This window comes from Xanthobacter wiegelii (assembly GCF_043193855.2).
Taxonomy (GTDB): Bacteria; Pseudomonadota; Alphaproteobacteria; order Rhizobiales; family Xanthobacteraceae; genus Xanthobacter; species Xanthobacter flavus_A.
Map to the genome: position 1 here is coordinate 854,883 of NZ_CM195529.1, position 25,291 is coordinate 880,173.

22 protein-coding genes are annotated in these 25,291 nt (G+C 69.1%); 12 read left to right on the forward strand and 10 right to left on the reverse strand.

Features of this window, described 5'->3' with window-relative positions:
* The first annotated feature begins 71 nt into the window (after nucleotides 1-71).
* The 5 genes from pdxR (at nucleotide 72) to V5F63_RS03975 (ending at nucleotide 6,944) form a co-directional block, all read left to right on the forward strand.
* On the forward strand, nucleotides 72-1,601 hold the full coding sequence (gene pdxR / locus V5F63_RS03955; RefSeq protein ID WP_209487806.1) for a MocR-like pyridoxine biosynthesis transcription factor PdxR: 1,530 nt from the start codon (nucleotides 72-74) through the stop codon (nucleotides 1,599-1,601).
* 11 nt (nucleotides 1,602-1,612) lie between these two features.
* Nucleotides 1,613-2,317 (forward strand): class I SAM-dependent methyltransferase, encoded by a 705-nt coding sequence (locus V5F63_RS03960; protein WP_394101643.1) that lies wholly within the window; start codon nucleotides 1,613-1,615, stop codon nucleotides 2,315-2,317.
* A gap of 112 nt (nucleotides 2,318-2,429) precedes the next feature.
* Nucleotides 2,430-3,062 (forward strand): hypothetical protein, encoded by a 633-nt coding sequence (locus V5F63_RS03965; protein ID WP_509210817.1) that lies wholly within the window; start codon nucleotides 2,430-2,432, stop codon nucleotides 3,060-3,062.
* A gap of 18 nt (nucleotides 3,063-3,080) precedes the next feature.
* Nucleotides 3,081-5,333 carry an HD domain-containing phosphohydrolase gene (locus tag V5F63_RS03970; RefSeq protein WP_394101645.1) on the forward strand — a complete coding sequence of 751 codons (2,253 nt, stop codon included), beginning with the start codon at nucleotides 3,081-3,083 and terminating at the stop codon, nucleotides 5,331-5,333.
* 63 nt (nucleotides 5,334-5,396) lie between these two features.
* Entirely contained in the window at nucleotides 5,397-6,944 is a 1,548-nt protein-coding gene (locus V5F63_RS03975) for a class I adenylate-forming enzyme family protein (RefSeq protein ID WP_394101646.1), read from the forward strand.
* Between the two features lie 395 nt (nucleotides 6,945-7,339).
* Here the strand turns inward: V5F63_RS03975 and V5F63_RS03980 are convergent, their stop codons facing one another.
* On the reverse strand, nucleotides 7,340-8,980 hold the full coding sequence (locus V5F63_RS03980) for a GMC family oxidoreductase (RefSeq protein WP_394101647.1): 1,641 nt from the start codon (nucleotides 8,978-8,980) through the stop codon (nucleotides 7,340-7,342).
* A 130-nt stretch (nucleotides 8,981-9,110) separates the two neighbouring features.
* Between V5F63_RS03980 and V5F63_RS03985 the strand changes: the two genes are divergently transcribed.
* The gene (locus V5F63_RS03985; RefSeq protein ID WP_394101648.1) at nucleotides 9,111-10,004 is read left to right on the forward strand and encodes a LysR family transcriptional regulator; all 894 of its coding nucleotides are present in this window, start codon (nucleotides 9,111-9,113) and stop codon (nucleotides 10,002-10,004) included.
* Here the strand turns inward: V5F63_RS03985 and V5F63_RS03990 are convergent.
* A complete protein-coding gene (locus V5F63_RS03990; RefSeq protein ID WP_209487811.1) occupies nucleotides 9,991-10,893 on the reverse strand; it encodes a LysR family transcriptional regulator in 903 nt (300 codons plus the stop codon). The genes V5F63_RS03985 and V5F63_RS03990 overlap by 14 nt on opposite strands.
* A gap of 96 nt (nucleotides 10,894-10,989) precedes the next feature.
* Here V5F63_RS03990 and V5F63_RS03995 point away from each other — a divergent pair, with 96 nt between their 5' ends.
* Nucleotides 10,990-12,489 carry a CoA-acylating methylmalonate-semialdehyde dehydrogenase gene (locus tag V5F63_RS03995; RefSeq protein WP_394101649.1) on the forward strand — a complete coding sequence of 500 codons (1,500 nt, stop codon included), beginning with the start codon at nucleotides 10,990-10,992 and terminating at the stop codon, nucleotides 12,487-12,489.
* 42 nt (nucleotides 12,490-12,531) lie between these two features.
* On the opposite strand, the gene zigA is transcribed toward V5F63_RS03995, so the two are convergent.
* A complete protein-coding gene (gene zigA / locus V5F63_RS04000) occupies nucleotides 12,532-13,770 on the reverse strand; it encodes a zinc metallochaperone GTPase ZigA (RefSeq protein WP_394030290.1) in 1,239 nt (412 codons plus the stop codon).
* Between the two features lie 634 nt (nucleotides 13,771-14,404).
* Here zigA and V5F63_RS04005 point away from each other — a divergent pair.
* Entirely contained in the window at nucleotides 14,405-14,959 is a 555-nt protein-coding gene (locus tag V5F63_RS04005; RefSeq protein WP_394101650.1) for a copper chaperone PCu(A)C, read from the forward strand.
* A gap of 9 nt (nucleotides 14,960-14,968) precedes the next feature.
* On the opposite strand, the gene V5F63_RS04010 is transcribed toward V5F63_RS04005, so the two are convergent.
* The 7 genes from V5F63_RS04010 to V5F63_RS04040 form a co-directional block, all read right to left on the reverse strand.
* Nucleotides 14,969-15,364, reverse strand: coding sequence for a VanZ family protein (locus V5F63_RS04010; protein WP_394030293.1), 396 nt, complete (start codon nucleotides 15,362-15,364; stop codon nucleotides 14,969-14,971).
* 101 nt (nucleotides 15,365-15,465) lie between these two features.
* Entirely contained in the window at nucleotides 15,466-16,764 is a 1,299-nt protein-coding gene (locus tag V5F63_RS04015; RefSeq protein ID WP_394101651.1) for an LLM class flavin-dependent oxidoreductase, read from the reverse strand.
* Between the two features lie 4 nt (nucleotides 16,765-16,768).
* The gene (locus V5F63_RS04020) at nucleotides 16,769-17,521 is read right to left on the reverse strand and encodes an ABC transporter permease (RefSeq protein ID WP_394101652.1); all 753 of its coding nucleotides are present in this window, start codon (nucleotides 17,519-17,521) and stop codon (nucleotides 16,769-16,771) included.
* Nucleotides 17,518-18,324, reverse strand: a complete 807-nt coding sequence (locus V5F63_RS04025) for an ABC transporter permease (protein ID WP_209487818.1) — start codon at nucleotides 18,322-18,324, stop codon at nucleotides 17,518-17,520. Before V5F63_RS04025 ends, V5F63_RS04020 begins: the two co-directional genes overlap by 4 nt.
* Complete coding sequence (locus V5F63_RS04030; protein ID WP_209487819.1) at nucleotides 18,321-19,343, reverse strand: ABC transporter substrate-binding protein; 1,023 nt, start codon at nucleotides 19,341-19,343, stop codon at nucleotides 18,321-18,323. The genes V5F63_RS04025 and V5F63_RS04030 overlap by 4 nt, the downstream gene beginning before the upstream one ends.
* A 208-nt stretch (nucleotides 19,344-19,551) precedes the next feature.
* Nucleotides 19,552-20,346 carry a class II aldolase/adducin family protein gene (locus V5F63_RS04035; RefSeq protein ID WP_394101653.1) on the reverse strand — a complete coding sequence of 265 codons (795 nt, stop codon included), beginning with the start codon at nucleotides 20,344-20,346 and terminating at the stop codon, nucleotides 19,552-19,554.
* Nucleotides 20,343-21,194 carry an ABC transporter ATP-binding protein gene (locus V5F63_RS04040; RefSeq protein ID WP_245327359.1) on the reverse strand — a complete coding sequence of 284 codons (852 nt, stop codon included), beginning with the start codon at nucleotides 21,192-21,194 and terminating at the stop codon, nucleotides 20,343-20,345. Before V5F63_RS04040 ends, V5F63_RS04035 begins: the two co-directional genes overlap by 4 nt.
* A 240-nt stretch (nucleotides 21,195-21,434) precedes the next feature.
* Here V5F63_RS04040 and V5F63_RS04045 point away from each other — a divergent pair, with 240 nt between their 5' ends.
* The 4 genes from V5F63_RS04045 to V5F63_RS04060 all read left to right on the forward strand — a co-directional run bounded on the left by V5F63_RS04045 (nucleotide 21,435) and on the right by V5F63_RS04060 (nucleotide 25,290).
* Nucleotides 21,435-22,139 (forward strand): GntR family transcriptional regulator, encoded by a 705-nt coding sequence (locus V5F63_RS04045; RefSeq protein WP_394101654.1) that lies wholly within the window; start codon nucleotides 21,435-21,437, stop codon nucleotides 22,137-22,139.
* 105 nt (nucleotides 22,140-22,244) lie between these two features.
* Entirely contained in the window at nucleotides 22,245-23,024 is a 780-nt protein-coding gene (locus V5F63_RS04050; RefSeq protein WP_394101655.1) for an SDR family oxidoreductase, read from the forward strand.
* Nucleotides 23,025-23,087: 63 nt separating this feature from the next.
* A complete protein-coding gene (locus V5F63_RS04055; protein ID WP_394030302.1) occupies nucleotides 23,088-24,221 on the forward strand; it encodes a pyridoxal phosphate-dependent aminotransferase in 1,134 nt (377 codons plus the stop codon).
* Between the two features lie 163 nt (nucleotides 24,222-24,384).
* Nucleotides 24,385-25,290 carry an alpha/beta fold hydrolase gene (locus V5F63_RS04060; protein WP_209487824.1) on the forward strand — a complete coding sequence of 302 codons (906 nt, stop codon included), beginning with the start codon at nucleotides 24,385-24,387 and terminating at the stop codon, nucleotides 25,288-25,290.
* The last annotated feature ends 1 nt before the right edge of the window (nucleotide 25,291 follow it).

The following is a 25,291-nucleotide window of genomic DNA, read 5'->3' on the forward strand; positions in this document are numbered from 1 at the left end:
AAGCGGCCGGGGTGGCCCCAAAACGCCGACAGCGACTGGCCCTCTCGCAACTGGCCCCAACCGGTGCCAACATGCGGCGTCTGCTGGACCAATGGGGTTGCGACGCCGTGCTGATCTCCCTCGACCGCGCCTCGACCCTGAGCCTCCAGGAACAGCTCTTCGAGCAGATCCGCCAGCAGATCCTGGACGGGCGGCTGAAGGCCGAGACGGCGGTGCCGTCCTCCCGCCATCTGGCGCAGCAGCTCGGCGTCTCGCGCAATTCGGTGACGTTCGCCTACGAGCGGCTCATCAACGAGGGCTATCTCGTCACCCGCCCCATGGTGGGCACCTATGTGGCGGCGGTGGTGCCCGAGGCCGCCATGAGCGCATCCGTCAGCGCATCGGTGGCGGCATCCGCGTCGGTCGCTTCCCGGAGCGCGGATCCCCTGGCCTTGGCGGAGCGGCGCGCGCCGGAGAAGCTCGCCCCCGCCGCCTTCACCGGGCGGCCCCATTCCATCCTCAACACCAGCCGCATCCCCATCGATTTCTGGCCCCAGCGCACCGACCCGCGCGCCTTCCCCCTGAAGACGTGGCGGCGCCTCGTGCTGCACGCCCTCGCGGTGGCGGGGCACAACCTGACCGAATACGGCGAGCCCTGCGGGCTCATGGCCCTGCGCACCGCCATCGCCGATCATGTGGCGGTGATGCGCGACATCCATGTGCGCCCGGAGCAGGTGGTGATCGTGGCCGGCGCCCAGCTCGCCCTCAACCTCGCGCTCCGGGTGCTGGCACGGGAAGGCGATGCGGTGGTGGTGGAAAACCCCTGCAGCCAGGGCGCCGCCTACCTGTTCGAAAGCGTCAACATGCACCCCCACCCGCTGCCGGTGGACGAGCACGGCATCGACACGTCGCGCCTCGCCGGGGTGGCGGCGCAGCTCGCTTATGTGATGCCCTCCCATCAATATCCCATGGGCGGCGTGCTCTCGCTGGAGCGGCGGCAGCAACTCCTCGCCTGGGCCGATCGCACCGGCGCCTATCTGATCGAGGACGATTACGACAGCGAGTTTCATTACGGCGGCATGCTGCTGCCCGCGCTGAAGGCCATGAGCCCGGAGAACGTGATCTATCTCGGCACCTTCTCCAAATCGCTGGGGGCGGGGCTGCGCACGGGCTTCGCCATCTTCCCCGATCACCTCGCTCCGGCGGCGGGGGCGGCGAAGGCGCTGCTCGACAACGGCCATGTCTGGCTGGAGCAGGCGGCTTTGGCCGAATTCCTCCACACCGGCGGCTTCGTGCGCCATCTGCGGCGGGTGCGGCTGCGCTATCAGCAGCGGCGCAACGTGCTGGTCTCCGCCCTGCGCGATGCGTTCGGGCGGGTGGAGCTGCGCGGCACGGAGGCGGGCACCCATCTCGCCTGGAAGCTGCCGCCCGGCCTGCCGCGCGCGCACCAGATGGCGGCGCTGGCGAAGAGCCGCAATGTGGGGCTCTACACCATCCAGAACGGCGGCGGGCATGAGTACGGCACCGCCGACGTGAGCAACGACTGGCTGCTTCTGGGCTATGCCTCCCTCGCCGAGGAGCAGATCGAGGCCGGCATCCACCGCCTGCGCGGCGCGCTTTAGGGAAGACCGCGATGAGCGAAGATCAGGCAGAGACCGCGCGGCGGCCGCAGGGCACGGCGCTTGAGGTGATCGAGGACTGGCTCGGGCCGCTGGCCGGGACGTCGATCCTCGATATCGGCTGCGGCCATGGCGCGCTGGCGCGGGCGCTGATGGCGCGCGGCGCCCGCGTCCACGGCATCGATCCGGGGGCGGAGGCCATCGCGGCGGCTCGCGCGGCGGTGCCGGAGGCGTCCTTCACCGAGGCCGGGGCCGAGGCGCTGCCGTTCGCGGACGCGAGCTTCGATGCCGCAATCTTCCTCAACAGCCTGCACCATGTGCCGGGGGAGCTGATGGCGGCCGCGCTCGGCGCGGCGCTCCGGGTCAGCCGCGGGCCGGTGCTGGTGGTGGAGCCTCTCGCCGAAGGCAGCTATTTCGAGGTGCTGCGGCCGGTGGAGGACGAGACGGCCATCCGCGCCCTCGCCCAGGAGGCGCTCTCGGCCTGCCTCGCGCGCGGTGCTGCGCGGCTGGTCCGTCGCCTCGATTATGACGACGTGCGCCATGTGGCCGGGGTGGATGGCTTCCTCGCGCGGGCGGTGGCCGTCGATCCCGCGCGGCGCGATGCGGCGGAGCGGCATCGCGACGCCGTGGAGGCCCAGCTGGCCCGCTGGGGCGTCGCGGAAGCCGAGGGAATCCGTCTGGCGCAGCCCCATCGCGCGCTGCTGCTGGCGCGGGCCTAAAGCCATACGCAATGGTAACGAGTGACCGCTTAACAACTTGATATCAATTGCGTTTTACGGTCTCGCCCGAGATGTCGCGGCAGGAGTTCTGCCGGGCCGATCGGGAGCACTCATGATGCCGTCGTCCGCATCCGCAAGGCGCCTTGGGGCGCGCGCCGGATGGACCCTGCCGCTGCGGCTGCTGTTCGCCCTCGCGGTGGTGACGGCCATGGTCCTGCTCTCCAGCGCGCTGCTGTGGCAGGCCTGGACCAACGGGCGGGATGCGCTTTTAAGTGCCACGTTGGAGCGCGCGGCGCTGCTCGGCCAGCTGATCACGGAACGGGTGGAGAACCGCGCCCTGCCGGGAACGGTCGCGCTGGAAATCCTCGCCAGCGACGGCAGCGCGGTGACCGGCGGGCCGGACATGCTGCTCGATCACCTCGGCGCGCTGCGGCCGGTGTTCGCCAGCATGCCCTTCCTCTCCTCCATCACCTTTGCCTATGGTGACGGCAATTTCGTGCGGCTCATGGCGCGCGATCCCGCCGAGGCCGGGCGCCAGTCCGCGCCGCAGGGCACGCGTTTCCTCGCCCATGTGATCGAGGCCGGCATTCGGGCGGAGCAGCCGGCGACCGGCTCGTCCGCCGGCGTCTGGCGCTTCTTCGATAAGGACATGCGCCTCATCGGCGAGCGCGCCGCCCCGGCGGCGCTCCCGCGCGATCCACGCCGGCGCGACTGGTATGTGAACGCCATGGCGGCGCCGGGCTAGCATGTCACCGCGCCCTATGTGTTCCCCTCCACCGGGGAGGTGGGCGTCACCGCCAGCCGCAAGGTGGCGGGCGTCGATGCGGTGATCGGCCTCGATCTCTCCCTCACCGACATCGCCCGCGAACTGGAAGGCCTGCGTCCCACCCCTGGCACGGAGGTCGCCATCGTCGACGCCGCCGGCTGGGTCATTGCCTATGCAGGCACCGCCTCGGCGATGCCGGACATGATCGTGCCCCTGCGCGATCTCAGGTCGGGGCCGCTGGTGGTGCTGGACGGCATCGACATGCCGTCGCGCCGGCCGGCGAGCTTCAGCGCGGACGGGCAGGAGTGGCTGGGCGTCAAGACGCAGCTCTATTCGCGCGTCGACCAACGCAACACCTTGGTGATGGCGGTGCCGCGCCGGGAGGTGCTCGCGCCGCTCAGGGCGAGCCTTGAGCGGCAGATGTGGGTGAGCGGCGGCATCGCCCTCGGCTTCATCGTCATCGGCTGGTTCGCCGGCCGGCGTCTGGGGCAGGGGCTGAACGAACTCGCCCTCCAGGCGCAGCGCCTCACCCGGTTCGATTTCGGCCGACCGGCCAAGGTGGGCAGCTTCATCCGCGAGATCGCCGATTTCCACCAGGTGCTCGATGCGGTCGGTGAGACCATCCGCGATTTCCTCACTACCAGCGAGACCATCGCCTGCGAGCCGCAGCTCGACCGGATGCTGGAACAGGTGCTCGCCGCCACCGTGAAGGGCACGTTCTGCACGCGCGGCCTCGTCTATCTGGTGGATGGCGCCCGCCGCGACCTCGTGCTCGCCGCCAATGTGCGGGAGGCGGGCGATGCCTCCGCCGCCATGCCCGAGGTGCTGTCCCTGTCGGTGCTCGATGCGCCGGAGCAGGTCGCGCCGCCGGAGCCGGACGGCACGCAACGTCTCTCTCTGCCGCTGCGCGACCGCAAGGGCCGCCCGGTCGGCCTGCTGGTCCTCGTCCATGGCGCCGATGCCGCGCACCGGAGCGGCGCCTTCGTCGCCTTCGCGCGCCAGCTCTCCGGCACGCTCGCCATCTCCATCGAGACGCGGCGCCTGATGGAGGAGCAGTCACGGCTGCTGGAAGGGCTGATCCATCTGGTGGCCGACGCCATCGACGCCAAGAGCCCCTATACGGGCGCCCATTGCCGTCGGGTGCCGGAGCTGGCAGACATGATCGTCTCGCGCATGGCAGCGGATGAGGACGGCCCGTATCGCGACTTCGCCCTGAGCGAGGAGGAGCGCCGCGCCTTCCGGGTGGGCTCCTGGCTGCACGATTGCGGCAAGGTGACGAGCCCCGAGCACATCATCGACAAGGCCACCAAGCTGGAAGCGATGCACAACCGCATCCACGAGGTGCGCACGCGGTTCGAGGTGCTGTTGCGCGACGCCCGCATCGCCCATCTCACGCGCCTCGCGGCGGGGGAGGATGCCGTGCGCTCGGCGCAGATTCTGGTCGAGGCGGAGGCGCGCCTCGCCGACGACTTCGCCTTCGTCGCGCGCTCCAACGTGGGCGGGGAGTTCATGACCGACGAGGCCCTCGCCCGCCTCGCCGAGATCGCGACGCGCACCTGGACCCGCCATTTCGACGACCGGCTCGGTCTGTCGCGGGAGGAGGAGGCTCATCTCGCCGGCCATCCGGCCCCGGCGCTGCCCGCCGAGGAGCATCTGCTCGCCGACAAGCCGGAGCATGTCCGCCCCTGGGAGGGCGTGCGCCCGCCGGTGGAGAAGGGCGACCCGGCCAACCACTATGGCTTCGACATGCGCCTGCCGCCCGCCGCGCAGAATCTCGGCGAGCTGTACAACCTCTCCATCCGTCGCGGCACGCTGAACGACGAAGAGCGGTTCAAGGTCAACGACCATGTGGTGCAGACCTACATCATGCTGAAGGCGCTGCCCTGGCCCGAGGGGCTGGAGCGGGTGCCGGAACTGGCCGCCACCCATCACGAGCGCATGGACGGCAAGGGCTATCCCCGCCGCATCGCCGCCGATGGCCTCAGCCTGCCCGAGCGGGTGATGGCTGTGGCCGACGTGTTCGAGGCGCTCACCGCCTCCGACCGCCCCTACAAGCCGGCGAAGACCCTTTCGGAAGCCATGCGCATCCTCGTCTCCATGGGCCGGGAGGGGCACCTCGATCCGCAGGTGGTGGACTATTTCCTCCGCTCGCGCCTGTGGGAGACCTATGCCGGGCGCTTCCTGCGCGCAGACCAGCACGACGCGGTGGATGTGGCGGGCCTGTGCGGCCAGCTTCAGGCCGCCGCGTGAAGCGCAAGCGCGACCGCTGCGATAGCGCTGGCGCAGGGGAAGCGCCGCAGCCATGATCCTCTCATGACCGAGACCGGGAATCAGGCTGCGCCACCCCCCTTCAACCTTGCCCCCTTCAACCTCGCCCGCTTCTGCCTTGCCGCCGCCGGCGCGGCGGCGGACAAGCCGGCCTTGCTGGTGGCCGAGGGACCGAAGGGGCGCATCATCGAGCGCTGGAGCTATGGCGAGCTCCGCGAGGCGGTGCTGCGCGTGGCCGGCGGCTTCGCCGGATACGGCCTGCCGCGCGGGGCGCGGGTGCTGCTGCGGGTGGGCAACACCTCGCAGTTCCCGCTGATGTTCTTCGGTGCCATCGCCGCCGGGCTCGCCCCCATCCCCACCTCCACCATGCTGACGGCGCACGAGGTGGAGATGATCCTCGACGATTCCGGCGCCGCGCTGGTGGTGGGCGACGGATCGGGCGTGATGCCGGCGCCGCGCGAGGGCGTCACCGTCATCGATGCGGCCGGCATGGATCGACTGGGGGCCGCATCGGCCGTGGATTTCGCAGACACCGGCGCGGACGACCTTGCCTTCCTCGTCTTCACCTCCGGCACCAGCGGGCGGCCGAAGGGCGTGGCGCATGCCCAGCGGGTGGGGCTCGGGCGCGTGCCCATGCGCGCCGGCTGGCACGATCTGAAGGGCGACGACCTCCTGTTCCACGCCGGCGCGTTCAACTGGACCTATACGCTGGGCGTGGGCCTCATGGACCCGTGGGCGGTGGGGGCGACCAGCATCGTCCATCTCGGCGATCGCCCGCCGGGTGCCTGGCCCGATCTTCTGGAAGAGACCGGCGCCACCCAGTTCGCCGCCGTGCCCGGCCTCTACCGGCGCATCCTGAAATATGCCGACATCACCCCCGGCCGTTTCCCCGCCTTGCGTCACGGCCTCACCGCCGGGGAGGCGCTGAAGGCGGCGCTGCACGGCGAGTGGGTGGCGGCGACCGGGCGCCCGCTCTACGAGGCGCTGGGGATGAGCGAGATTTCCACCTACGTCTCCTCCGGCCCCGCGGTGCCGACCCGGCCGGGCAGCCCCGGCAAGCCGCAGGCGGGACGGCGCGTCGTGGTGCTGCCGCCCGAGGGCGAGGCGCCGGACGCGCTCCATCCGCTGCCGGCGGGGGACACCGGCGTGCTCGCCGTCCACCGCTCCGATCCCGGTCTGATGCTGGGCTATTGGCGCCTGGCCGAAGAGACGGCGGCAGTGCTGCGCGGCGAGTGGTTCCTCACCGGCGACCTCGCCCGCTTCGATGTGGATGGTTACCTCTGGTACGAGGGCCGCGCCGACGACCAGATGAACGCCTTCGGCTATCGTGTGGCGCCGGAGGAAGTGGAGCGGGCCATCGCCGCCCATCCTGACGTGGCCGAGGTGGCGGTGGTGGAGACCCGGTCGGGCGACATCTCCCTCGTCACCGCCTTCGTGGTGCTCCAGCCGGAGGCGATGGCCGATGCGGCGATGCTCGAAGCTTATGCCGCCGAGCACCTCGCCGAATACAAGCGCCCCCGCGCCTATGTCTTCATCGACGAACTGCCCCGCACCGGCTCCGGCAAGGTGATGCGCCGCGCGCTCAGGGGGTAGGGGCGGCGTTGCCGCAAGAGCCGTCATCCCCCGGCTTGTCCGGGGGATCCACCCCTCCGCCTGGCGGCCTCCGGGAATAAGGTCACCCCACCAGACCACCCGTGGATCGCCCGGACGAGCCGGGCGATGACGGCTTGGTGGGTGGACGCCTATGTCTTCATGGACGAACTGCCCCGCACCGGCTCCGGAAAGGTGATGCGCCGCGCGCTCAGGGGGTAGGGGCGGCGTTGCCGCAAGAGCTGTCATCCCCCGGCTTGTCCGGGGGATCCACCCCTCCGCCTGGCGGCCTCCGGGAATAGGTCACCGTGTCAGACCACCCGTGGATCGCCCGGACGAGCCGGGCGATGACGGCTGGTTGGGGATGAGGCGGACGATGCCAGCGGACGGCCAGCCCCTCACGCCGCCGCCGAACTTGCCCCCGCCCGCGCATCCTCCAGCGCCAGCCGCGCGCCTCTTTCCGCGATCATCGCCGTGGGGGTGTTGGTGTTGCCCGAGGTGATGGTGGGCATGATGGAGGCGTCGATCACGCGCAGCCCGCCGAGGCCAATAAAGCGCAGGCGCTCGTCCACCACCGCCGTGGGATCATCCACGCGGCCCATCTTTGCCGTGCCCACGGGATGGAAGATGGTGGTGCCGATGTCGCCGGCCGCCTTGGCGAGCGAGGCGTCGTCGTCACCCACGGACGGGCCGGGCAGATACTCCTCCGGCCGGTAGGGCGCGAGGGCCTGCTGGCGCATGAGGCGGCGGGTGACGCGGATGGCGTCGGCGGCCACCTGCCGGTCTTCCTCGGTGGAGAGATAATGCGGCGCGATCTGCGGCTTTGCCTCTGGATCGGCATTGGGAATGCGCACGATACCGCGCGAGGTGGGGCGCAGGTTACAGGCGGCCACCGTGATGGCCGGGAAGCGGTGCAGCGGCTCGCCGAACTTGTCCAGCGAGAGCGGCTGGACGTGGAACTCGATGTTCGCCCGTTCCTGATGGGGATCGGACTTGGTGAAGATGCCGAGCTGGGAGGGCGCCATGGTGAGCGGCCCGCGCCGCCGCAGGGCATAGTCCACGCCCATCAGGGCGCGGCGGGGAAGCGAATAATAGGTCTCGTTCAGGGTGCGGATGCCGGAGACCTTGTAGATGGCCCGCTGCTGGAGATGGTCCTGCAGGTTTCGCCCCACGCCCTGCCGGTCCAGCACGGTCGCGACACCGCGCTCGGCGAGCCATTCCCCCGGCCCGACGCCCGAGCGCTGGAGGATCTGCACCGAGCCGACGGCCCCGGCGGTGAGGATGACCTCGCCGCGGGTGCGTACCTCGATCCAGCGGCCGTTCTGGCGATAGCGCACGCCCACCGCGCGGCCGTTCTCGATGATGAGGCGGTCGGCCAGCACCTCGGTCTCCAGCCGCAAATTGGGGCGGCCGAGGGCGGGCTTGAGGAAGCCGCGCGCGGAGGACCAGCGGCGGCCGTACTTCTGGTTCACATGGAAATAGCCGACGCCCTCGTTGTCGCCGGTGTTGAAGTCCGGCACCTTGCGGATGCCGAGCTGGGTGGCGGCGTCGGCCACCGCGTTCAGCACCGGCCACTCGATGCGCGGCGGCTCGATGCGCCAGCCGCCGCCGGCGCCATGGATGTCGCTGGCGCCGAGGAAATGGTCTTCCAGCGACTTGAAGGCCGGCAGCACATCCTCCCAGCCCCAGCCGGTGAGGCCGAGCTGGCGCCAATGGTCATAGTCCGCCGCCTGCCCGCGCATGGAGATCATGGCATTGATGGACGAGCAGCCACCGATGACCTTGCCGCGGGGATAATTGAGCGCCCGGCCGTTGAGGCCCGGCTCGGCGTCGGTCTTGAACATCCAGTCGGCGCGCGGATTGCCGATGGCGAAGAGATAGCCGACGGGGATGTGGAACCAGATCCAATTGTCCCGCCCGCCGGCTTCCAGCAGCAGCACGCGGGTGCGCGGATCGGCCGAGAGGCGGTTGGCGACGATGCAGCCGGCCGTGCCGGCGCCAACGACGATATAGTCGTAATCCCCTTCAAGCCGGTCCATCGGCGTCTCCCGCTTGTTTGTCTCCGCTGGTGATCCCAGCTTGGATTTCTGCACGCAAGAACGATAGTTTCCGATCCATCCTGCAATTATGCAGGAATCGTCTCAACAGGCGCAGGGACTTCACCGCATCATGGATTGGGACGACCTGCGCATCTTCCTCCAGCTCGTCCGCACCGGGCGCATGGCCGGCGCCGGGCGGGCGCTGGGGCTGGACGATACCACGGTGGGCCGGCGCGTCGCGCGGCTGGAGGCGGCGGTGGGCGCGCCCCTCGTGACCCGCGCGGGGCGGCGCACCCTCATCACCGAGGAGGGGCAGAAGCTGGCGCAGGCGGCGGAGGAGATGGAATCCCTCGTGCTGCGCAAGATCACCGGTCTGGGCGAGGGCGAGCGCCAGCCCACCGGGCGGGTGCGCGTGGGCGCGCCGGAGGGGCTGGGGGTGGGCTATCTGGCGGCGCGGCTCGCCGTCCTCTCCGCCGACAATCCGAAGCTGGAGACGGAGCTGGTGGCCCTGCCACGGTCCTATTCGCTGGCGAGCCGGGAGGTGGACATCGCCATCACTTTGGACCGGCCCATCGCCGGGCAGGTCAGGGTGCGCAAGCTCACCGACTACACGCTGCAGCTCTACGGCACGCAGGCCTATCTCGACCGGCGCGGGCGGCCGGCGACGCCGGATGATCTCAAGGGCCACGTGCTCGCCGGCTACATCCCGGAACTGCTCTTCACCCGCGCCCTCGACTTCTCGCAACTGGGGCCGGGGGTGGAGTTGAAGCCGGTCATCCGCTCCACCAGCGTCATCGCTCAGGTGAATGCGGTGCTCTCCGGCGCGGCCATCGGCGTGCTGCCCGCCTTCCTCGCGGCGCCCCATGGCACGCTCGTGCCGCTGCTGGACGAACAGGTGCGCCTCACCCGCAGCTATTGGCTCTCCGTGCATGACGATCTCAGCCACCTCGCCCGGGTGCGGGCGGTGCTGGACACCATCACGGCGGTGGTGCGGGCGGACCGGACGGCGTTCATTCGCAGATGAAGCGGGCGCGCTCCTCGCGGAAGCGGCGGGCGAGGAAGGCGCGCACGGTGGCGATGCGGCGCACCTCCACCGTGTCGGGATGGGCGAGCAGGAAGTAGCTCCGGCGGAAGGCGATTCGCGGCAGGATGCGCACCAGCGCATTGCCATAATAAGCGGCGGCGAAATCGTGCAGGACGCCGATGCCGGCGCCCGCGCGCACCGCCTCCATCTGGCCGGTGACGCTGGCGCAGCGGAAGGGCTGGCCGCCGTGCTTCTCCAGCACGCCGGAATAATCCAGCGCCGAGGCATAGGCGAGGTCTTCCACCCCCGTCACCACCCGCCGGCCGGCCAGATCCGCCTCGCTCTCCGGTGTACCGAAAGCCGCGATGTAGCTCGTGGCGGCATAGGCGCCCAGCGTGTAGTCGGTGAGGCGCGAGACGGTGAGGCGGCCCTCGGTGGGCCGGTCCAGCACGATGGCGAGGTCCGCCTCGCGCCGGGAGAGGGAGAAGGTGCGCGGCAGCGGCACCAGCTCCACCACCAGATGGGGATGGAGCAGAGCGAGCCGCCCCAGCTCGGCGGCGAGGAAATAATTGCCGAGGCCGTCCGGCGCGCCGATGCGCACGGTGCCGGAGACCTCGGCCTCTTCCTTGCGGAAGCGCTCGGCGATGCCCAGCATCTCCGCCTCCACCCGCTCCGCCGCCGGCAGCAGCCGCTCGCCCGCCTGGGTGAGGACGCAGCCAGTGGGGCGGCGGTCGAACAAAGGGCTGCCCAGCGCCGCCTCCAGCGCATCCAGCCGGCGGGCGATGGTGGCGTGGTTCAGCGCGAGGTGCTTGGCGGCGGCGAGCAATTGCCCGCGCCGGGCGACGGCGAGGAAGACGCGCAGGTGATCCCAATCGAGGGCGATGTCCATGGGCTATAATATCCGCACAACAGATGCTCGGACAATGGCGTTGCTGCGCGCCGTTTGAAGCGCCATCACGGAGGCAATTCAAACGGGAGGCGCATCATGCCCAACGAGATTTCCCACTTCATCGGCGGCAAGCTCGTCGCCGGCACCAGCGGCCGCACGGCGCCGGTTTACAATCCCGCCACCGGCGCGCAGACCGGCGAGGTTCCGCTCGCGTCCGCCGCCGAAGTGCGCGCGGCGGTGGAGATCGCCAACAAGGCCGCCCCCGGCTGGGCCGCCACCACACCGCTGCGCCGCGCGCGCATCCTCAACGCCTTCCTGCGCATTCTGGAAGAGCGGGTGGACCAGATTGCCGAGGTGGTCAGCGCCGAGCACGGCAAGGTGTTCTCCGACGCCAAGGGCGAAGTGCAGCGCGGCATGGAGGTGGTGGAGTTCGCCACCGCCGCCCCGCAGCTCCTGAAGGGCGAGATCACCGAGGACGTGGGCACCCGCATCGACAGCCACGCGGTGCGCCAGCCCCTCGGCGTGGTCGCCGGCATCACGCCGTTCAACTTCCCGGCCATGGTGCCCATGTGGATGTTCCCGGTGGCGCTGGCCTGCGGCAATTGCTTCATCCTGAAGCCGTCCGAGCGCGATCCCTCCGCCTCGCTCCTGCTCGCCGAGTGGCTGAAGGAAGCCGGCCTGCCGGACGGCGTGTTCACCGTCATCCACGGCGACAAGACCGCCGTTGACGCTTTGCTCGACGATCCGGACATCCAGGCGGTGAGCTTCGTGGGCTCCACCCCCATCGCCCGCTACATCTACGAGACCGCCGCGCGCACCGGAAAGCGCTGCCAGGCGCTGGGCGGCGCCAAGAACCACATGATCGTCATGCCCGACGCGGACATGGACCAGGCCGTGGACGCCCTGATGGGCGCCGCCTATGGCTCGGCCGGCGAGCGTTGCATGGCCATCTCCGTGGCCGTGCCGGTCGGCGAGGCCACCGCCGAGGCGCTGATGGCGAAACTGGAGCCGCGGGTGCGCGCGCTCAAGGTCGGCCCCGGCACGGACCCCGAGTCCGAGATGGGTCCGCTGGTCACCAAGCAGCACCTCGACAAGGTGTCCGGCTATGTGGACCAGGGCGTCGCGGAAGGCGCGAAGCTGGTGGTGGACGGCCGTGGCCTCAAGCTCCAGGGCTATGAGGACGGCTATTACATCGGCGGCACCCTGTTCGACCACGTGACGCCGGACATGCGCATCTACAAGGAGGAGATCTTCGGACCCGTCCTCTCCGTGGTGCGCGCCGACAGCTATGACACCGCCGCCGACCTCATCAACACCCACGAGTTCGGCAACGGCACGGCCATCTTCACCCGCGACGGCGATGCCGCCCGTGAGTTCGCGCACCGCATCAAGGTGGGCATGGTCGGCATCAACGTGCCGATCCCGGTGCCCATGGCGTTTCACTCCTTCGGCGGCTGGAAGGCCTCGCTGTTCGGCGATCACCACATGCACGGACCGGAGGGCGTGCGCTTCTACACGCGGCTGAAGACCATCACCACCCGCTGGCCCACCGGCATCCGCGCCGGCGCCGAGTTCGTGATGCCCACCATGAAGTGAGGCCAAAGGGAGGGGCCGCGCGCCCCTCCCTCTTCGTTCGGCTCAGGCCGGCACCGCCTCCCAATTGGGGAAGGGGTCCGGCAAATTCTTGAAGGCGCTGGCGTCGAACCTCTTGGGGTCGGCCGGGCCGACGAGGCAGGCGTCGAGGGCCGCGCGCATGGCGCCCTCGTCCAGCCCCATGCCAATGAACACCAGTTCCTGCCGCCGGTCGCCATAGCCCGGCACCCAGTGGGAGCGCAGCCACGAGCGCCAGTCCGGCTGGGTCGGCCAGTGCTCCTTCGGCACGCTCGCCCACCAGCGCCCGGCGGTGCCGGTCTGGCAGATCGAGCCGGCAAGGCTCATCTCGCCCACGCGCTTCGGCCGCGTCGCCAGCCAGAACAGGCCCTTCGCCCGCACCAGCCCCGGCCAGGTCCGCGCCAGGAAGGCCTGGAAGCGCTCGGGATGGAACGGCCGGCGGGCGCGATAGACGAAGCTCGACACGCCATATTCCTGCGTCTCCGGCACGTGGTCCTTGAAGCCGTTCAGCTCCTTGAACCAGACGGGATGGGTGCTGGCCTTCTCGAAATCGAAGCGCCCGGTGCCCAGCACCTCGCCGAGCGGCACGCGGGCGTAGTCGGTCTCGATCAGCCGCGCATCGGGATTGAGCGATTTGACCACCCCGCGCACGCTCCTCAGCCGCTCCTCATCCACGCTCGACACCTTGTTGAGGATGATGATGTCGGCGAACTCGATCTGGTCGGTGAGGAGGTCCACCAGCGTGCGCTGGTCCTCCTCGCCCGCCACCTCGCCCCGGTCGCGCAGGAAGTCGCGGGAGCCGAAATCCTTGAGCAGGTTCGCCGCGTCCACCACCGTCACCATGGTGTCGAGCCGCGCCACGTCGGAGAGGGACCGGCCGTCCTCGTCGCGGAAATCGAAGGTGGCGGCCACCGGCAAGGGCTCGGCGATGCCGGTGGATTCGATGAGGAGATAGTCGAACCGCCCGTCCTGGGCGAGGCGGCGCACCTCGGTGAGGAGATCGTCGCGCAGCGTGCAGCAGATGCAGCCGTTGGTCATCTCCACCAGTCTCTCCTCGGTGTGGGAGAGATTGGCCCCGCCGGAACGCACCAGCTCGGCGTCGATGTTCACCTCGCTCATGTCGTTGACGATGACGGCCACGCGCAGCCCCTCGCGGTTGGCGAGGATGTGATTGAGCAGCGTTGTCTTTCCCGCCCCGAGGAAGCCGGAAAGCACGGTGGCGGGCAGGCGCGGATCGGGGCGGGCGGCGGGGTCGGCAGCGGTCATGGGCAGGCTCCGGAACGGCAGGGACGGAAGGTATCGCGTCTAAATGATATAATATATCTTTTAGAGCCGTTGCCATCCCCGTCAAGGCGCACCGGGCGCTGCCCGCGGTGCTTCGCCGTGCCGCTTCATTTGCCGCTTTGCGTCGGCGCGTCCCGGTGGCAGGGTCGGAGCGCGAATCCCGCGCACGAGGCATCCGTCATGGCCGCCCCGCGTCCCGCCGCCCGCGCGACGATGGCCTTCCTGAGTATCTGCATCCTGGCGCTGCAATTGCTGCTCGCCGGGATGGTAAGCAGTGCCATGGCCGGGAGCGTTATGGCGGACAGCGTTGGCGGCCCTGCGTTCACAGGCGCGCCGCCATCTTCAGCCGACGCGGCGGCCGTCCTTGGGGTGCCCGCGAACGAAGACAGCGACGGCGACCTCCTCCCCTGCGATGCCGGCGGTCCGGCGCCGGCATCTCGGCGGCCGGAAAGCCACGCGGCGCTGGCCCCGTGGGCGGGCGGCGCGGCTGTCATCCACCGGCCTGCGGAGCGCTCCCCTCCGCCGGCCCGGGCTCCCCCGGCCTGAGGCGTCCGCGGCTTCGGCCGATATCCAGACGCACGGCCCGCGCGGGCCGACCGCATCACAGGGAGCCCCCATGATCCATCGTCTCTTCCGGCGCAGCGCGCCAGGCCATCGCCCGTTCGCCCGTCTCCATGGCGAGGAGATCCTCGCGGCGACGCTGTTCGCCCTTTGCCTGCTTGTGCTTTCCGCCCAGCACATCCTTGCGCACGAATACAAGGTCGGAGACCTGCTCATCGACCATCCGTGGGCGCGGGCCACGACCCATGGCGCGGATCGCGGCGCCGGCTTCATGGCCATCCACAATGGCGGGACGACCGCCGACCGCCTCCTCTCCGCGACGGCATCTTTCGCCAAGCGCGTGGAGGTTCAGCAGATGGGCATGAAGGACGGGCTCATGCGCCTCGTGCCCGTGCGCGAGGGGCTGGAAATCGCCCCCGGCGCCACGCTCCTTTTGGAGCCGAGCGCCAGCCGCATCGTCTTCTTCGATCTGAAGGAGCCGCTGAAGGAGGCGGAGATGCTGGACGCGACCCTCACCTTCGAGAAGGCGGGCAAGGTCCCCGTCCAGTTCCAGATCGAGGCCATCGGCGCGACGGCGCTCGACAAGCTGCACCACCCCTTCGGGCAGTGACGGGCGGCCTCAGGCGCGGCGGATCCACCGCGCGACCAGCGGGAGCAGCAGGTGGCGCGCCGCAGTGGCGCCCACCAGCGCGCCCAGCGTGCTGGCGATCCAGTTGTCGAGGCCGGACGAGCGGCCCGGGATGAACAGCTGGCAGATCTCGAACACCGCGGACGCGGCGGAGAAGCCGAGCGTCAGCACCGCGATGCCCGGCGACAGGAAGGCGTATGCGGTGACGCCCACCGTGCCCGCATAGGCCACGACATGCTCGATATTGCCGGAGAACCCCGTGTGCGGCCGCTCCTGACCCGGCAGCAGCGACAGCACCGTGATGACGAGGCAGAACACGATGGCGAGGACCTTCGGCCCGGCGCCGCCCGGCCGCAGCATGCTCGGGAACCATCTTTCGGGGGGCATGACAACCTTTCAGGGCGGCGACGGGCGCGCGGCAAACGCGCCCGACCCGTCTCCTGTTTCGCCCATCGTCCGCCGGAAGGAAAGGCCCGCGCCCGGCCGGCTCAGAAGTTCGGGTTGGCCGGCCGCTCCAGCCCCAGAAGGTGCCGCAGCGTCGGCCCCTCGTATTCGGTGCGGAACAGGCCGCGCTGCTGGAGGATCGGGATGACCAGATCGACGAAATCGTCGAACGCGCCGGGGAAATAGGGCGGCATCACGTTGAAGCCGTCCGCCGCGCCGCTCTCGAACCAGAGCTGGAGCGTGTCGGCGACTTCTTCCGCCGAGCCCACCAGCACCCAGTGGCCGCGCGCGGCGGCGACCATGTTGTAGACGTCGCGCAGCGTCCCGCCCTCGCGCTTCGCCTTGGCCAGCATGACGCCGGTGAAGGACTTGTAGGTGTCGGCCTCGGGCAGGTCCGGGATGGGGCCGTCGAGGTCGTAGGCGCTCATGTCCGTGCCGAAGCGCTCGGAGAGCATGCCGAGCGCATTCTTCGCGTCCACGAAGCGCATCAGCTCGGCGAGCTTCTCCCGCGCCTCCTGCGCCGTGCGGCCCACCACCGGCATCACGCCGGGCAGCACGGTCACATCCTCCGGCCTGCGGCCGAAGGCGGGCAGGCGGTCCTTCAGCGACTTGTAGCCGGCCTGCGCCTCCGCCATGTCCTGCACCACGGCGAACACGATGTCCGCCGTGCGGGCGGCGAGTTGCTGGCCGGGCTCGGAGCCGCCGGCCTGCGAGATGATGGGGTGCCCCTGCGGCGCGCGGGAGATGTTGAGCGGCCCCTTCACCTTGAAGAACTCGCCCTCATGGTCGAGCGCCTTCACCTTTGCGGGGTCGATGTAGAGGCCGGTCTCGCGGTTGGCGACGATGGCGTCGTCCGCCCAGCAGTCCCACAGGCCCTTCACCACGTCGAGGAACTCGCCGGCGATCTCGTAGCGCTTGGAATGGTCGGGATGGAGCGTGCCAAAGTTCGCGGCGGCGGCCGGGGCGGCGGTGGTCACCGCGTTCCACACCGCGCGCCCGCCGGAGATGTGATCCAGCGAGGCGAAGGCGCGGGCGACCGTGTAGGGGTCGCTATAGGTGGTGGAGACCGTGCCGCCGAGGCCGATGTGCGTCGTCGCGCCGGCGATGGCGGAGAGCAGCGTCAGCGGTTCGAGGCGGGCGGTGTAGGAGGGGTGCGCTGCGGGGTCGGCGTTGAGGTTGTCGCCCATGAAGATGAGGTCGAACAGCCCGCGCTCGGCGGTGGCCGCGATGCGTCGTACCGCCTCGATATCCTCGAAGGTGTTCACCGCCCCCGGCACGCGCCAGCCGGCAATGTGGCTCCCCGTTCCCAGCAGGAACAGGCCGAAATGCATCTTGCGGGTCATGTCTCTACTTCCAGAAAACCAGACGCCGCTCGACGACGCCGACAAGGCCGAAGAAGGCGAGGCTGGCGGCCGAGGCGATGAAGATGGCCGACCAGACCTTCACGAAATCCACCTGCAGCACCGCCTGGTAGATCACCCAGCCGAGGCCGTCGTAGGCGCCCAGCATCTCGGTGACGATGGCGACGATGACCGCGCGCACGGTGGAGACGCGCAGGCCCGCCGCAATCAAGGGCAGCGCGGTGGGAAGGCGCAGGCGGAACAGGATGGAAAGCCGCCCGGCGCCGAACGAGCGCATCAGGTCCACGGAGCGGCGGTCCACCCGGTCGAGGCCGGCGAGGGCCGAGAGGAAGACGGTGAAGGAGACGGCGAGCGCCACCATCACGATCTTCGACGGCATGCCGATGCCGAACCACAAAAGGATCAGCGGCGACCACGCCACCACCGGCACCGAATTGATGGAGGTCGCCACCGGCACGATGGCGTTGCGCGTCATCGGGATGAGGGTGATGACCACCGCCAGAGCGATGCCGATGGCGGCGCCGATGACGTAGCCGGACAGCGCCTCGGCGAAGGTGTAGGCGCCGGCGAGGAACAGCGTCGACCTGTGGTCGTAGATGCTGCCGAGAATGGCGCTGACCGAGGGCAGCGTATAGGCCGGCAGGTTGAAGCCGCGGGCGATGCCTTCCCAGGCGAGGACCAGCAGCACCATGCCGAGGGCGCCGCGCTGGATGGCGCGGGAGGATTGGGGCGCGCTCATTGCTCGGCCCCCCAGAACACGAGGGCGCGCTCGGCCGCCGCGACCACGGCATAGAAGCCGGTGCCGAGCAGCGCGCACATGGCGATGGCGGCCCAGATGGCGACCACGTTCTCGTTGTACATGCCCTGCAGCAGCAGCACGCCGAGGCCCACCGTGTCGCCGAACCATTCGCCGACGATGGCCCCCACCAGGGAGAGGGCGGAGGCGAGGCGCAGCGCCACGAAGATCTGCGGCAGCGCCGCCGGAAGCTGGAGCCGGGTGAGGATCTGGAACCGGCTGGCGCCGAAGGAGCGCATCAGCGCCTCCTGGCGCGGATCGACGCTTTCAAGGCCCAGCAGGGCATTCACCGTCACCGGGAAGAAGGTGAGGTAGAAGGAGATGGCGGCCTTGGCGATGAGCGTGTTGCCGAACCACAGCACCACCAGCGCGCCGAAGGCGATGACGGGAATCGTCTGCGAGACCACGAACACCGGGAAGATCAGTTCGCGCAGCACCCGCGCGCGGAAGAAGACGATGGCGATGCCGACGCCGACGATGGCGCCCGAGGCGAAGCCCATCAGCGTTTCGGTGAGGGTGCGCAGGAAGCCCTGCACATAGGGGGCCGGCGTGGCGAGGATGGCGTTCAGCACCAGCGTCGGCCGCGGCACGTACCAGGGCTTCACGTTGAGAAGGATGACGAGCGCTTCCACCGCGGCCAGCACGGCGAGGAGGATGGCGAGCCCGCGCACGGCGCGCAGCAGCGCCGTGAGCCAGGGGGCGGTCCCCGGCCGCGCGGCCGGGGACTTGAAGGTTGCCGCGCTCACGGACGGCGGTCCGCCACCGGGATGGCTTCGAGGAAGGAGCGGTTGAAGGTGACGTCGAGATCGACGGGCTTGGCGATGACCTTGGCGTCGAGGAAGAGCTGCTGGGTGATCTTCACCGCGTCCATGTCGATCCAGAACAGGCCGTTCTCCTTCACCTTGCCGGCGAGCATCAGCTTGGCGGCTTCGGCGAGCATGAATTCCTGGTGGGCGCGGTCGAGGGTCGGGGCCGCCTTCATGATGGTGTCCACCGCGCCCTTGGGATCGGCGAACGCGTCCTTCCAGCCCTTGATGGAGGCGCGCAGGAAGCCCTTCACCAGCTCCGGCTTCTCCTTGGCGGTCTGCTCGGAGACGATCAGCGTGTCACGCGGGAAGGTGATGCCGGAATCTTCCGCCACGAAGGTGCGGAGCTTCTCTTCGCCCATGCGGGTCTTGATCGTGTAGTACTCGTTGTAGCGGGTGGCGGTGATGACATCGACCTGCCCGTCCACGAACGGCGTGACGCTCACCTGCTGGGGCTGGATGTCCACCAGCGCGGGGTCGATGCCGTTCTTGGTCAGCATCGCCTTGAGCACATGGTTCGCACCGGTGAACCAGGTGGTGACCTTCTTGCCCTTGAAATCCTGGATCGACTTGATGGGGCCGTCGGCGCGCGCCACGAAGACGAAGGGCGTCATCTGGTGGGAGATGCCTACGCACACCACCGGCAGGCCCTTGTCGCGGGCGGCGAACACGCTGTCGAGGCCGCCCGAGAGGCCGAAGGTGTCGGCGCCGGTGGCGACGAGGTTCTCGGCGAGGATGTTCGGGCCGCCCGGATTGATGGTGAGGTCGATGCCCTCGGCCTTGTAGTAGCCCTTGGCGACGGCGACGTAGAAGCCGGCGAACTGGGCCTGCGGCAGCCACTTCAGGCGCAGCGTCGCGGGCACGGGATCAGCCGCGAGCGCGGGGAGCGCGCCCATGGCGGTGGAGAGCAGCGCGGCGCCGGCCGCGAGGGTGGAGAGGAAGGTACGGCGAGGGATCATCAGGTGGTCTCCGCTGGAAGGGTGTGTTGTTGGTGTTGTGTCTGGGTAAGGGTGGTTCGACACTCTCCGCTCGTCATCCCGCCTTGTGCGGGGGATCCACGGTGCGGCCGGGCTGGGGTCAGGGCTTCCAGCACCGGACATGCGACGGGGTGGATCCCCCGCACGAGGCGGGGGATGACGCAGCAAGGGGGAAAGAGCGCCATCCCGCTCAGCTCCGGTAGCTCGGATCGGCGCGGTCGAGCTGGCGCATGAGGGCGGGCCATTCGCGCTCGCCGGGAACGAGGATGTCGCCCTGCATCTCCCAGAACTGGCGCGCGGCCTTCTCGCACACCTCGTGGGGCGGCATCACCAGCTTCACGCCGGAGGCGCAGGCCGCCTGCATGGCGAGCTGGATGCGCGCGGCGCGCTCGAAATAATAGAGCAGCATGAAGGCTTCGCCCGGCGTGCGGCCCACGGTGAGGATGCCGTGGTTGCGCATCAGCATCACCTTGTGCGGGCCGAGGTCCGCGACGAGGCGGGCCTGCTCGTCCATGTCGATGGCGACGCCCTCGTAATCATGGAAAGCCTGCCGGTCGTAGAAGCGCATGGCGAACTGGGAGAGCGGCAGCAGCCCCTGTTCCTGCCCCGAGACGGCGACGCTCGCATCCGAATGGGTATGCAGCACGCAGGCGGCGTCCGAGCCGGTCTTGTGGATCGCCGCATGGATGACGAAGGCGGCGAGATTGATCTCGTAGGGCGTGTTGTCGATCTTGCGGCCGTCGATGTCGATCTTCACCAGGCTCGATGCGGTGATCTCGTCGAACAGCAGGCCATAGGGGTTGAGCAGGAACTGCTCCTCATGCCCCGGCACGCGCATGGAGATGTGGTTGTAGATGAGATCGTCCATGCCGAGCTTCGCCACCATGCGATAGCAGGCGGCGAGGGCGACACGCGCCTCCCACTCGGAGGCCTCCATGGAGGCCGGCTTTTCAGCAAGAGCAGCCATCACTTGAGCGGCCATCATTTGCCCTCCGCGGTGAAGGACTTCATGGCTTCCTCCTCGATCGCCTCCAGCAGCGTGCGCTTCAGGCGGATGAATTCGGGGGAGATGACGATCTCCGCCGGGCGCGGGCGAGGCAGGTCCACCTTCTGCTCCAGCTTCACCTTGCCCGGACGGGCGCTCATCACCAGCACGCGGTCGCCGAGGAAGAGGGCCTCGTCCACGTCGTGGGTGATGAAGAGGATGGTGCGCTGGTGCTTTTGCCACACGTCCAGCAGCCAGCGCTGCATCATGGTGCGGGTAAGGGCGTCCAGCGCGCCGAACGGCTCGTCCAGCAGCATCAGGTCGCGCTTGAACAGGAAGGTGCGCATCAGCGCCACGCGCTGGCGCATGCCGCCGGAGAGCTGGTGCGGATACTGCTGGCCGAAGCCGGTGAGGCCGAACTCCGGCAGCATCTTTTCCGCGAGGGCGCGGGCCTCCTTGCGGGGGGCGCCTTCCACCTCCAGCGCGAGGATCGCGTTGTCGATCACCGTGCGCCACGGCAGCAGCAGGTCGCGCTGGGGCATGAAGGAGACGCGGCCGAGCAGGTCGGCGGCGATCACGCTCTTGCCCTCGAAGCGCATGGCGCAGCCGGGGTCCGGCTCCTCGAGGCCGGCGACGATGTTGAAGAGCGTGCTCTTTCCGCAGCCGGAGGGGCCGACCACGGTGACGAACTCGCCCTTCTCGATGGTCGCCGTGAATCCGTCGAGGGCGCGGGTGGCCCCGAACGTCTTGGTGACGCCGGTGAGGGAGAGAATCTGCGCGGCGTCGGGGGCACCCGCCGCGTCGGCGGCGAGGACGGCCGCGCCGGGCCTGTTTGGGGAAGCCGGCAAGCCTGCCTCTTTCTTCTTTGTATAATGAGCGCCGGTTGGCGCATGCGAAAGGACGGTGGTCATGCCTTCCCTGCTAGCAATCGACATGCCACACTTCTTGCAAGGACACTCTATGGACGGCGCGCCGGGCGTCAACCAGTGAAGGTAACGGAACGTAGCGCCTTCCGAAGCCCTCTGAATGGATGCCGCGGTCGCGTTGATGTATACTGAACTGCAATTTTGAGAATGCAAATGGCTATCATGAGTGCACAAGAAGGCAGCACCTGCCTGCCCCTTGACCAGAACGGGCGCTCCAGCGTGCCGGGCGAGACCCTGGCCGATCGCATCCGCCGGGCGCTGGAGGCGGATATTTCCTCCGGCCGGCTGGAGCCCGGCTCGAAGCTGGATGAGCAGGAACTGGCCGAGCAATATGGCGTGTCCCGTACGCCTGTGCGCGAGGCGTTCCGGCTTCTGGCGGCAAGTCATCTGGTGGAATTGCGGGGGCGACAGGGCGCGGTGGTGCGCACCATTTCCGCGCAGATCCTCATCGAGATGTTTCAGGTGATGGCGGAACTGGAAGGCCTGTGCGCGCGCCTCGCGGCCCGGCGGGCGAATCCCGCGCAGCTCAGTCGCATCGGGGCGATTCACAAGCGGCTGGAAGAGGTTAGCGCGTCAGGCGACATCGATCTCTTTTATGATGTGAACCAGGAGTTTCACGAGGCCGTCTATGAGGCCTCCTCAAACGGCTTCCTCGCCGACCAGACCCGCCGCCTGCGCAATCAGGTGGCCGCCTATCGCCGCCGCGTGACCCACCGCCCGAGCCGGATTCCCAAGACGTTGAAGGAACATGGTGAGGTTATCGCGGCCATCCGCGTGCATGACGACGAGGCCGCCCAGCGCGCCATGCGGGACCATGTGAACCTCCTGGGGGACGACCTGCTGGACTTTCTCGCCGCCTACGGGTGAGGGCGCAGCCGGCGGTTTCTGAATTTCTTGGTATGCATATTGCTAGAGTTTGTATATCCAATTTGGCGACCCCTTCGGCGCCACCTGCCCATCGGAGATGCAAACTTGAAGCTCGACCTCACCGACAAGACCGCCCTCATCACCGGCGCGTCCAAGGGCATCGGCCTCGCCACGGCCCGCGTGTTCGCAGCTGAGGGCTGCCATCTCCATCTCGCCGCCCGCAACGGCGAGGCGCTGGCCCAGGCCAAGGCCGAGATCGAGGCCGCTTACGGCGTCAAGGTCAGCATCTATCCGGTGGACCTCGGCTCCACGGAAGCCATGGAGAAGCTCGCGGCCGACGTGGGCGACGTGGACATCCTCGTCAACAATGCCGGCGACATCCCCGCCGGCTCGCTGGACGTGGTGGACGATGCCGCCTGGCGGCGCGGCTTCGACCTCAAGGTCTTCGGCTACATCACCCTCTCGCGCGCCTATTATTCCCGCATGCGCGGCAAGGACGGCGTCATCGTCAATGTCATCGGCAATTCGGGCGAGAACTGGGATGCGAGCTACATCGCCGGCTCCACCGGCAATGCCGCGCTCATGAGCTTCACCAAGGCGCTGGGCGGCGCGAGCCTCAATGACGGCGTGCGCGTGGTGGGCGTGAACCCCGGCCCGGTCGCCACCGACCGCATGCTCAAGATCATGAAGCGCAAGGCCATCGACATGCTCGGCGCCGAGGAGCGCTGGGAGGAACTGTTCGACAAGTATCCCGGCAAGCGCCCCGCCACGGCGGAAGAGGTGGCCGATCTCGTCGCCTTCCTCGCCTCGCCGCGCGCCGGCTACATCACCGGCACCAATGTGACCATCGACGGCGGCATCTCCGCCCGCGGCTCGGTCATCTGACGCACCCGTTCGCCGGCGCCGCCGCAACGGCGCGCCGGCCTCCCCTTCGAGGAAACCGCCTTCATGTCCTCCGCCCGGCTGCGCAACCGCTATTTCGACACCCTCTTCTCCACCCCCGGCCTCATGTGGATGGGGCAGAACACCAACCACATCGCCGCCCATCCCGCCGTCGAGGAGGCCATGATCGCCTCCATCCGCGCGCAGGAATACAATGCCTATGCGCCCCCGCTGGGCTTCGAGGCGCTGCGCGCCGCCATCGTGGACGACCTCGGCACGCCGGGCGCGGAAGCCCTCATCACCGAGGGCGGGGTGAATGCGCTGGCCCTCGTGTGCCGCGCCCACTGCCGGCCGGGCACCACCTTCGTCACCACCGATCCCACCTGGAAGTGGCCGTGCCTGTTCGCCGCCCAGATGGGCGCCGAGGTGATCGAAATCCCGATCTACGATCCCGCCGTGAACTACAAGCTCACCCCCGAGGCGCTGAAGGCCAACGTGGATGAGCGCACCGCCATCATCTATCTGGTAGACCCCAACAATCCCCTCGGTATCCGCTACACCCGCGAGGAGATCGAGGCGTTCTGCGAGATCGCCAAGGATTGCGGCGCGCTCTTGGTGCACGATTGCACCTATCGCGATTTCGCCGATGGCCATTATCCCGCGCTGCTGGCGGCGCCGGACCGCGCGCTGGTGTCGCTCTCCTTCTCCAAGTGGCTGGGCCTCGCCGGCATGCGCATCGGCGCGCTGGTGGGCGCGCCCGCGCTGCTGGACGCCTGCTCCGCCCGCACCACCTCCGTGCTCGGGGCGAGCGTCATCGCCCAGCGCGCGGCGGAAGCCGGCCTCAAGGTGAAGCCGGAATGGATGCAGACGGTGCGCCGCATCGACCGCGCCAACAAGGCGAAGATCCACGATGCGGCGCTGGCCATCGAGGGGCTCAGCATCCCGGTCTATCCCTCCCACGGCAACTTCCTGGTGATTGAGACGCAGGCCGCCGGCATCCGCCCCGAGGCGCTGGTGGAGGCGGCCCGCCGCAAGGATCTCATGATCCGCCAGGGCACCTACCACACCGCCCGCTTCGGCGACCGCTTCATCAAGGTCTCCACCTCGGTGCCCGAGGAGTGGGCCGACCGCTTTGTCGAGCTGCTGCCGGCGCTGGTCGCCGAGGCCCGCACGCTCAACGACGTGCCGGCGCAGTTCTGACGGTAATTTTCAAGCGCCGTCATGCCCCGGCTTGTCCGGGGCATCCACGGAACGGCCGGGACGATGTTTCGGACAGCGCGCCGACGGCGCGGTGGATCCCCCGGACAAGCCGGGGGATGACAGCGAGAAATCAGAACGCCTGCCCTCCAAAGGGACTATTGCCATGACCTACCAAGACCTCACCGCCACCCACAAAATCTCCGCCAAGGACGGCGTGAAGCTCCACGTGGAAGAGGCGGGACAGGGCACGCCCATCCTCTTCATCCACGAATTCGGCGGCAATCACATGAGCTGGGAGCCGCAGATGCGGTTCTTCGCCCGCCGCCACCGCTGCATCACCTACGCCGCGCGCGGCTATGCGCCTTCCGACATCCCGACCGACGTGGAGGCCTATTCGCAGGCCATCGCGGCGGATGATGCGGTGGCGGTGCTGGATGGCCTCGGCATCGAGAAGGCGCATATCGTCGGCCTCTCCATGGGCGGCTTCTGCACCGTCCATTTCGGCCTGCGCACGCCGGAGCGCGCGCTCTCGCTCACCGTCGCGGGGGCGGGATACGGCTGCGAGAAAGAGCATGAGGAATACTTCCGCGGCGTGTCGCTGGCCGTGGCGGAAAACTTCGAAAAGATCGGTGCGAAGGAATTCTCCAAGATCTACGCGCTGGGCGCGAGCCGCGTGCAGTTCGAGGTGAAGGACCCGCGCGGCTGGCGCGAATTCGCCGACCGCCTCGCCACCCATTCGGACATCGGCGCGGCCCTCACCATGCGCGGCGTGCAGGCGCGCCGCCCCTCCTTCTGGGATCTGGAAGAGGGGCTGAAGCAGATGATGGTCCCCACCCTCGTGATGGTGGGCGACGAGGACGACCACTGCCTCCAGCCGGGGATCTACCTCAAGAAGGTGATCCCCGCCTGCGGCCTCAGCGTCTTCCCCAAGGCCGGGCACACGCTGAACCTGGAGGAGCCGGCGCTGTTCAACGCCCAGCTCGCCGAGTTCATCGCGCAGGTGGAAGCCGGCAAGTGGCTGCCGCGCGATCCGCGCGCCATCCCCGGCCAGATCATGCGCACCGCGTGAG

Excerpts from the sequence above, each read along its gene's own strand:
- V5F63_RS03960 (WP_394101643.1), top strand. The coding sequence starts at position 1,613 with ATGAGCGAAGATCAGGCAGAGACCGCGCGGCGGCCGCAGGGCACGGCG.
- V5F63_RS03980 (WP_394101647.1), bottom strand. The coding sequence starts at position 8,980 with ATGGACCGGCTTGAAGGGGATTACGACTATATCGTCGTTGGCGCCGGC.
- V5F63_RS03975 (WP_394101646.1), top strand. The coding sequence starts at position 5,397 with ATGACCGAGACCGGGAATCAGGCTGCGCCACCCCCCTTCAACCTTGCC.
- V5F63_RS04035 (WP_394101653.1), bottom strand. The coding sequence starts at position 20,346 with ATGATGGCCGCTCAAGTGATGGCTGCTCTTGCTGAAAAGCCGGCCTCC.
- pdxR (WP_209487806.1), top strand. The coding sequence starts at position 72 with ATGCGGCGTCTGCTGGACCAATGGGGTTGCGACGCCGTGCTGATCTCC.
- zigA (WP_394030290.1), bottom strand. The coding sequence starts at position 13,770 with ATGACCGCTGCCGACCCCGCCGCCCGCCCCGATCCGCGCCTGCCCGCC.
- V5F63_RS04060 (WP_209487824.1), top strand. The coding sequence starts at position 24,385 with ATGACCTACCAAGACCTCACCGCCACCCACAAAATCTCCGCCAAGGAC.
- V5F63_RS03985 (WP_394101648.1), top strand. The coding sequence starts at position 9,111 with ATGGATTGGGACGACCTGCGCATCTTCCTCCAGCTCGTCCGCACCGGG.
- V5F63_RS04010 (WP_394030293.1), bottom strand. The coding sequence starts at position 15,364 with ATGCCCCCCGAAAGATGGTTCCCGAGCATGCTGCGGCCGGGCGGCGCC.
- V5F63_RS03965 (WP_509210817.1), top strand. The coding sequence starts at position 2,430 with ATGATGCCGTCGTCCGCATCCGCAAGGCGCCTTGGGGCGCGCGCCGGA.
- V5F63_RS04045 (WP_394101654.1), top strand. The coding sequence starts at position 21,435 with ATGAGTGCACAAGAAGGCAGCACCTGCCTGCCCCTTGACCAGAACGGG.
- V5F63_RS04020 (WP_394101652.1), bottom strand. The coding sequence starts at position 17,521 with ATGAGCGCGCCCCAATCCTCCCGCGCCATCCAGCGCGGCGCCCTCGGC.
- V5F63_RS04005 (WP_394101650.1), top strand. The coding sequence starts at position 14,405 with ATGATCCATCGTCTCTTCCGGCGCAGCGCGCCAGGCCATCGCCCGTTC.
- V5F63_RS03995 (WP_394101649.1), top strand. The coding sequence starts at position 10,990 with ATGCCCAACGAGATTTCCCACTTCATCGGCGGCAAGCTCGTCGCCGGC.
- V5F63_RS04015 (WP_394101651.1), bottom strand. The coding sequence starts at position 16,764 with ATGACCCGCAAGATGCATTTCGGCCTGTTCCTGCTGGGAACGGGGAGC.
- V5F63_RS04030 (WP_209487819.1), bottom strand. The coding sequence starts at position 19,343 with ATGATCCCTCGCCGTACCTTCCTCTCCACCCTCGCGGCCGGCGCCGCG.
- V5F63_RS04055 (WP_394030302.1), top strand. The coding sequence starts at position 23,088 with ATGTCCTCCGCCCGGCTGCGCAACCGCTATTTCGACACCCTCTTCTCC.
- V5F63_RS03990 (WP_209487811.1), bottom strand. The coding sequence starts at position 10,893 with ATGGACATCGCCCTCGATTGGGATCACCTGCGCGTCTTCCTCGCCGTC.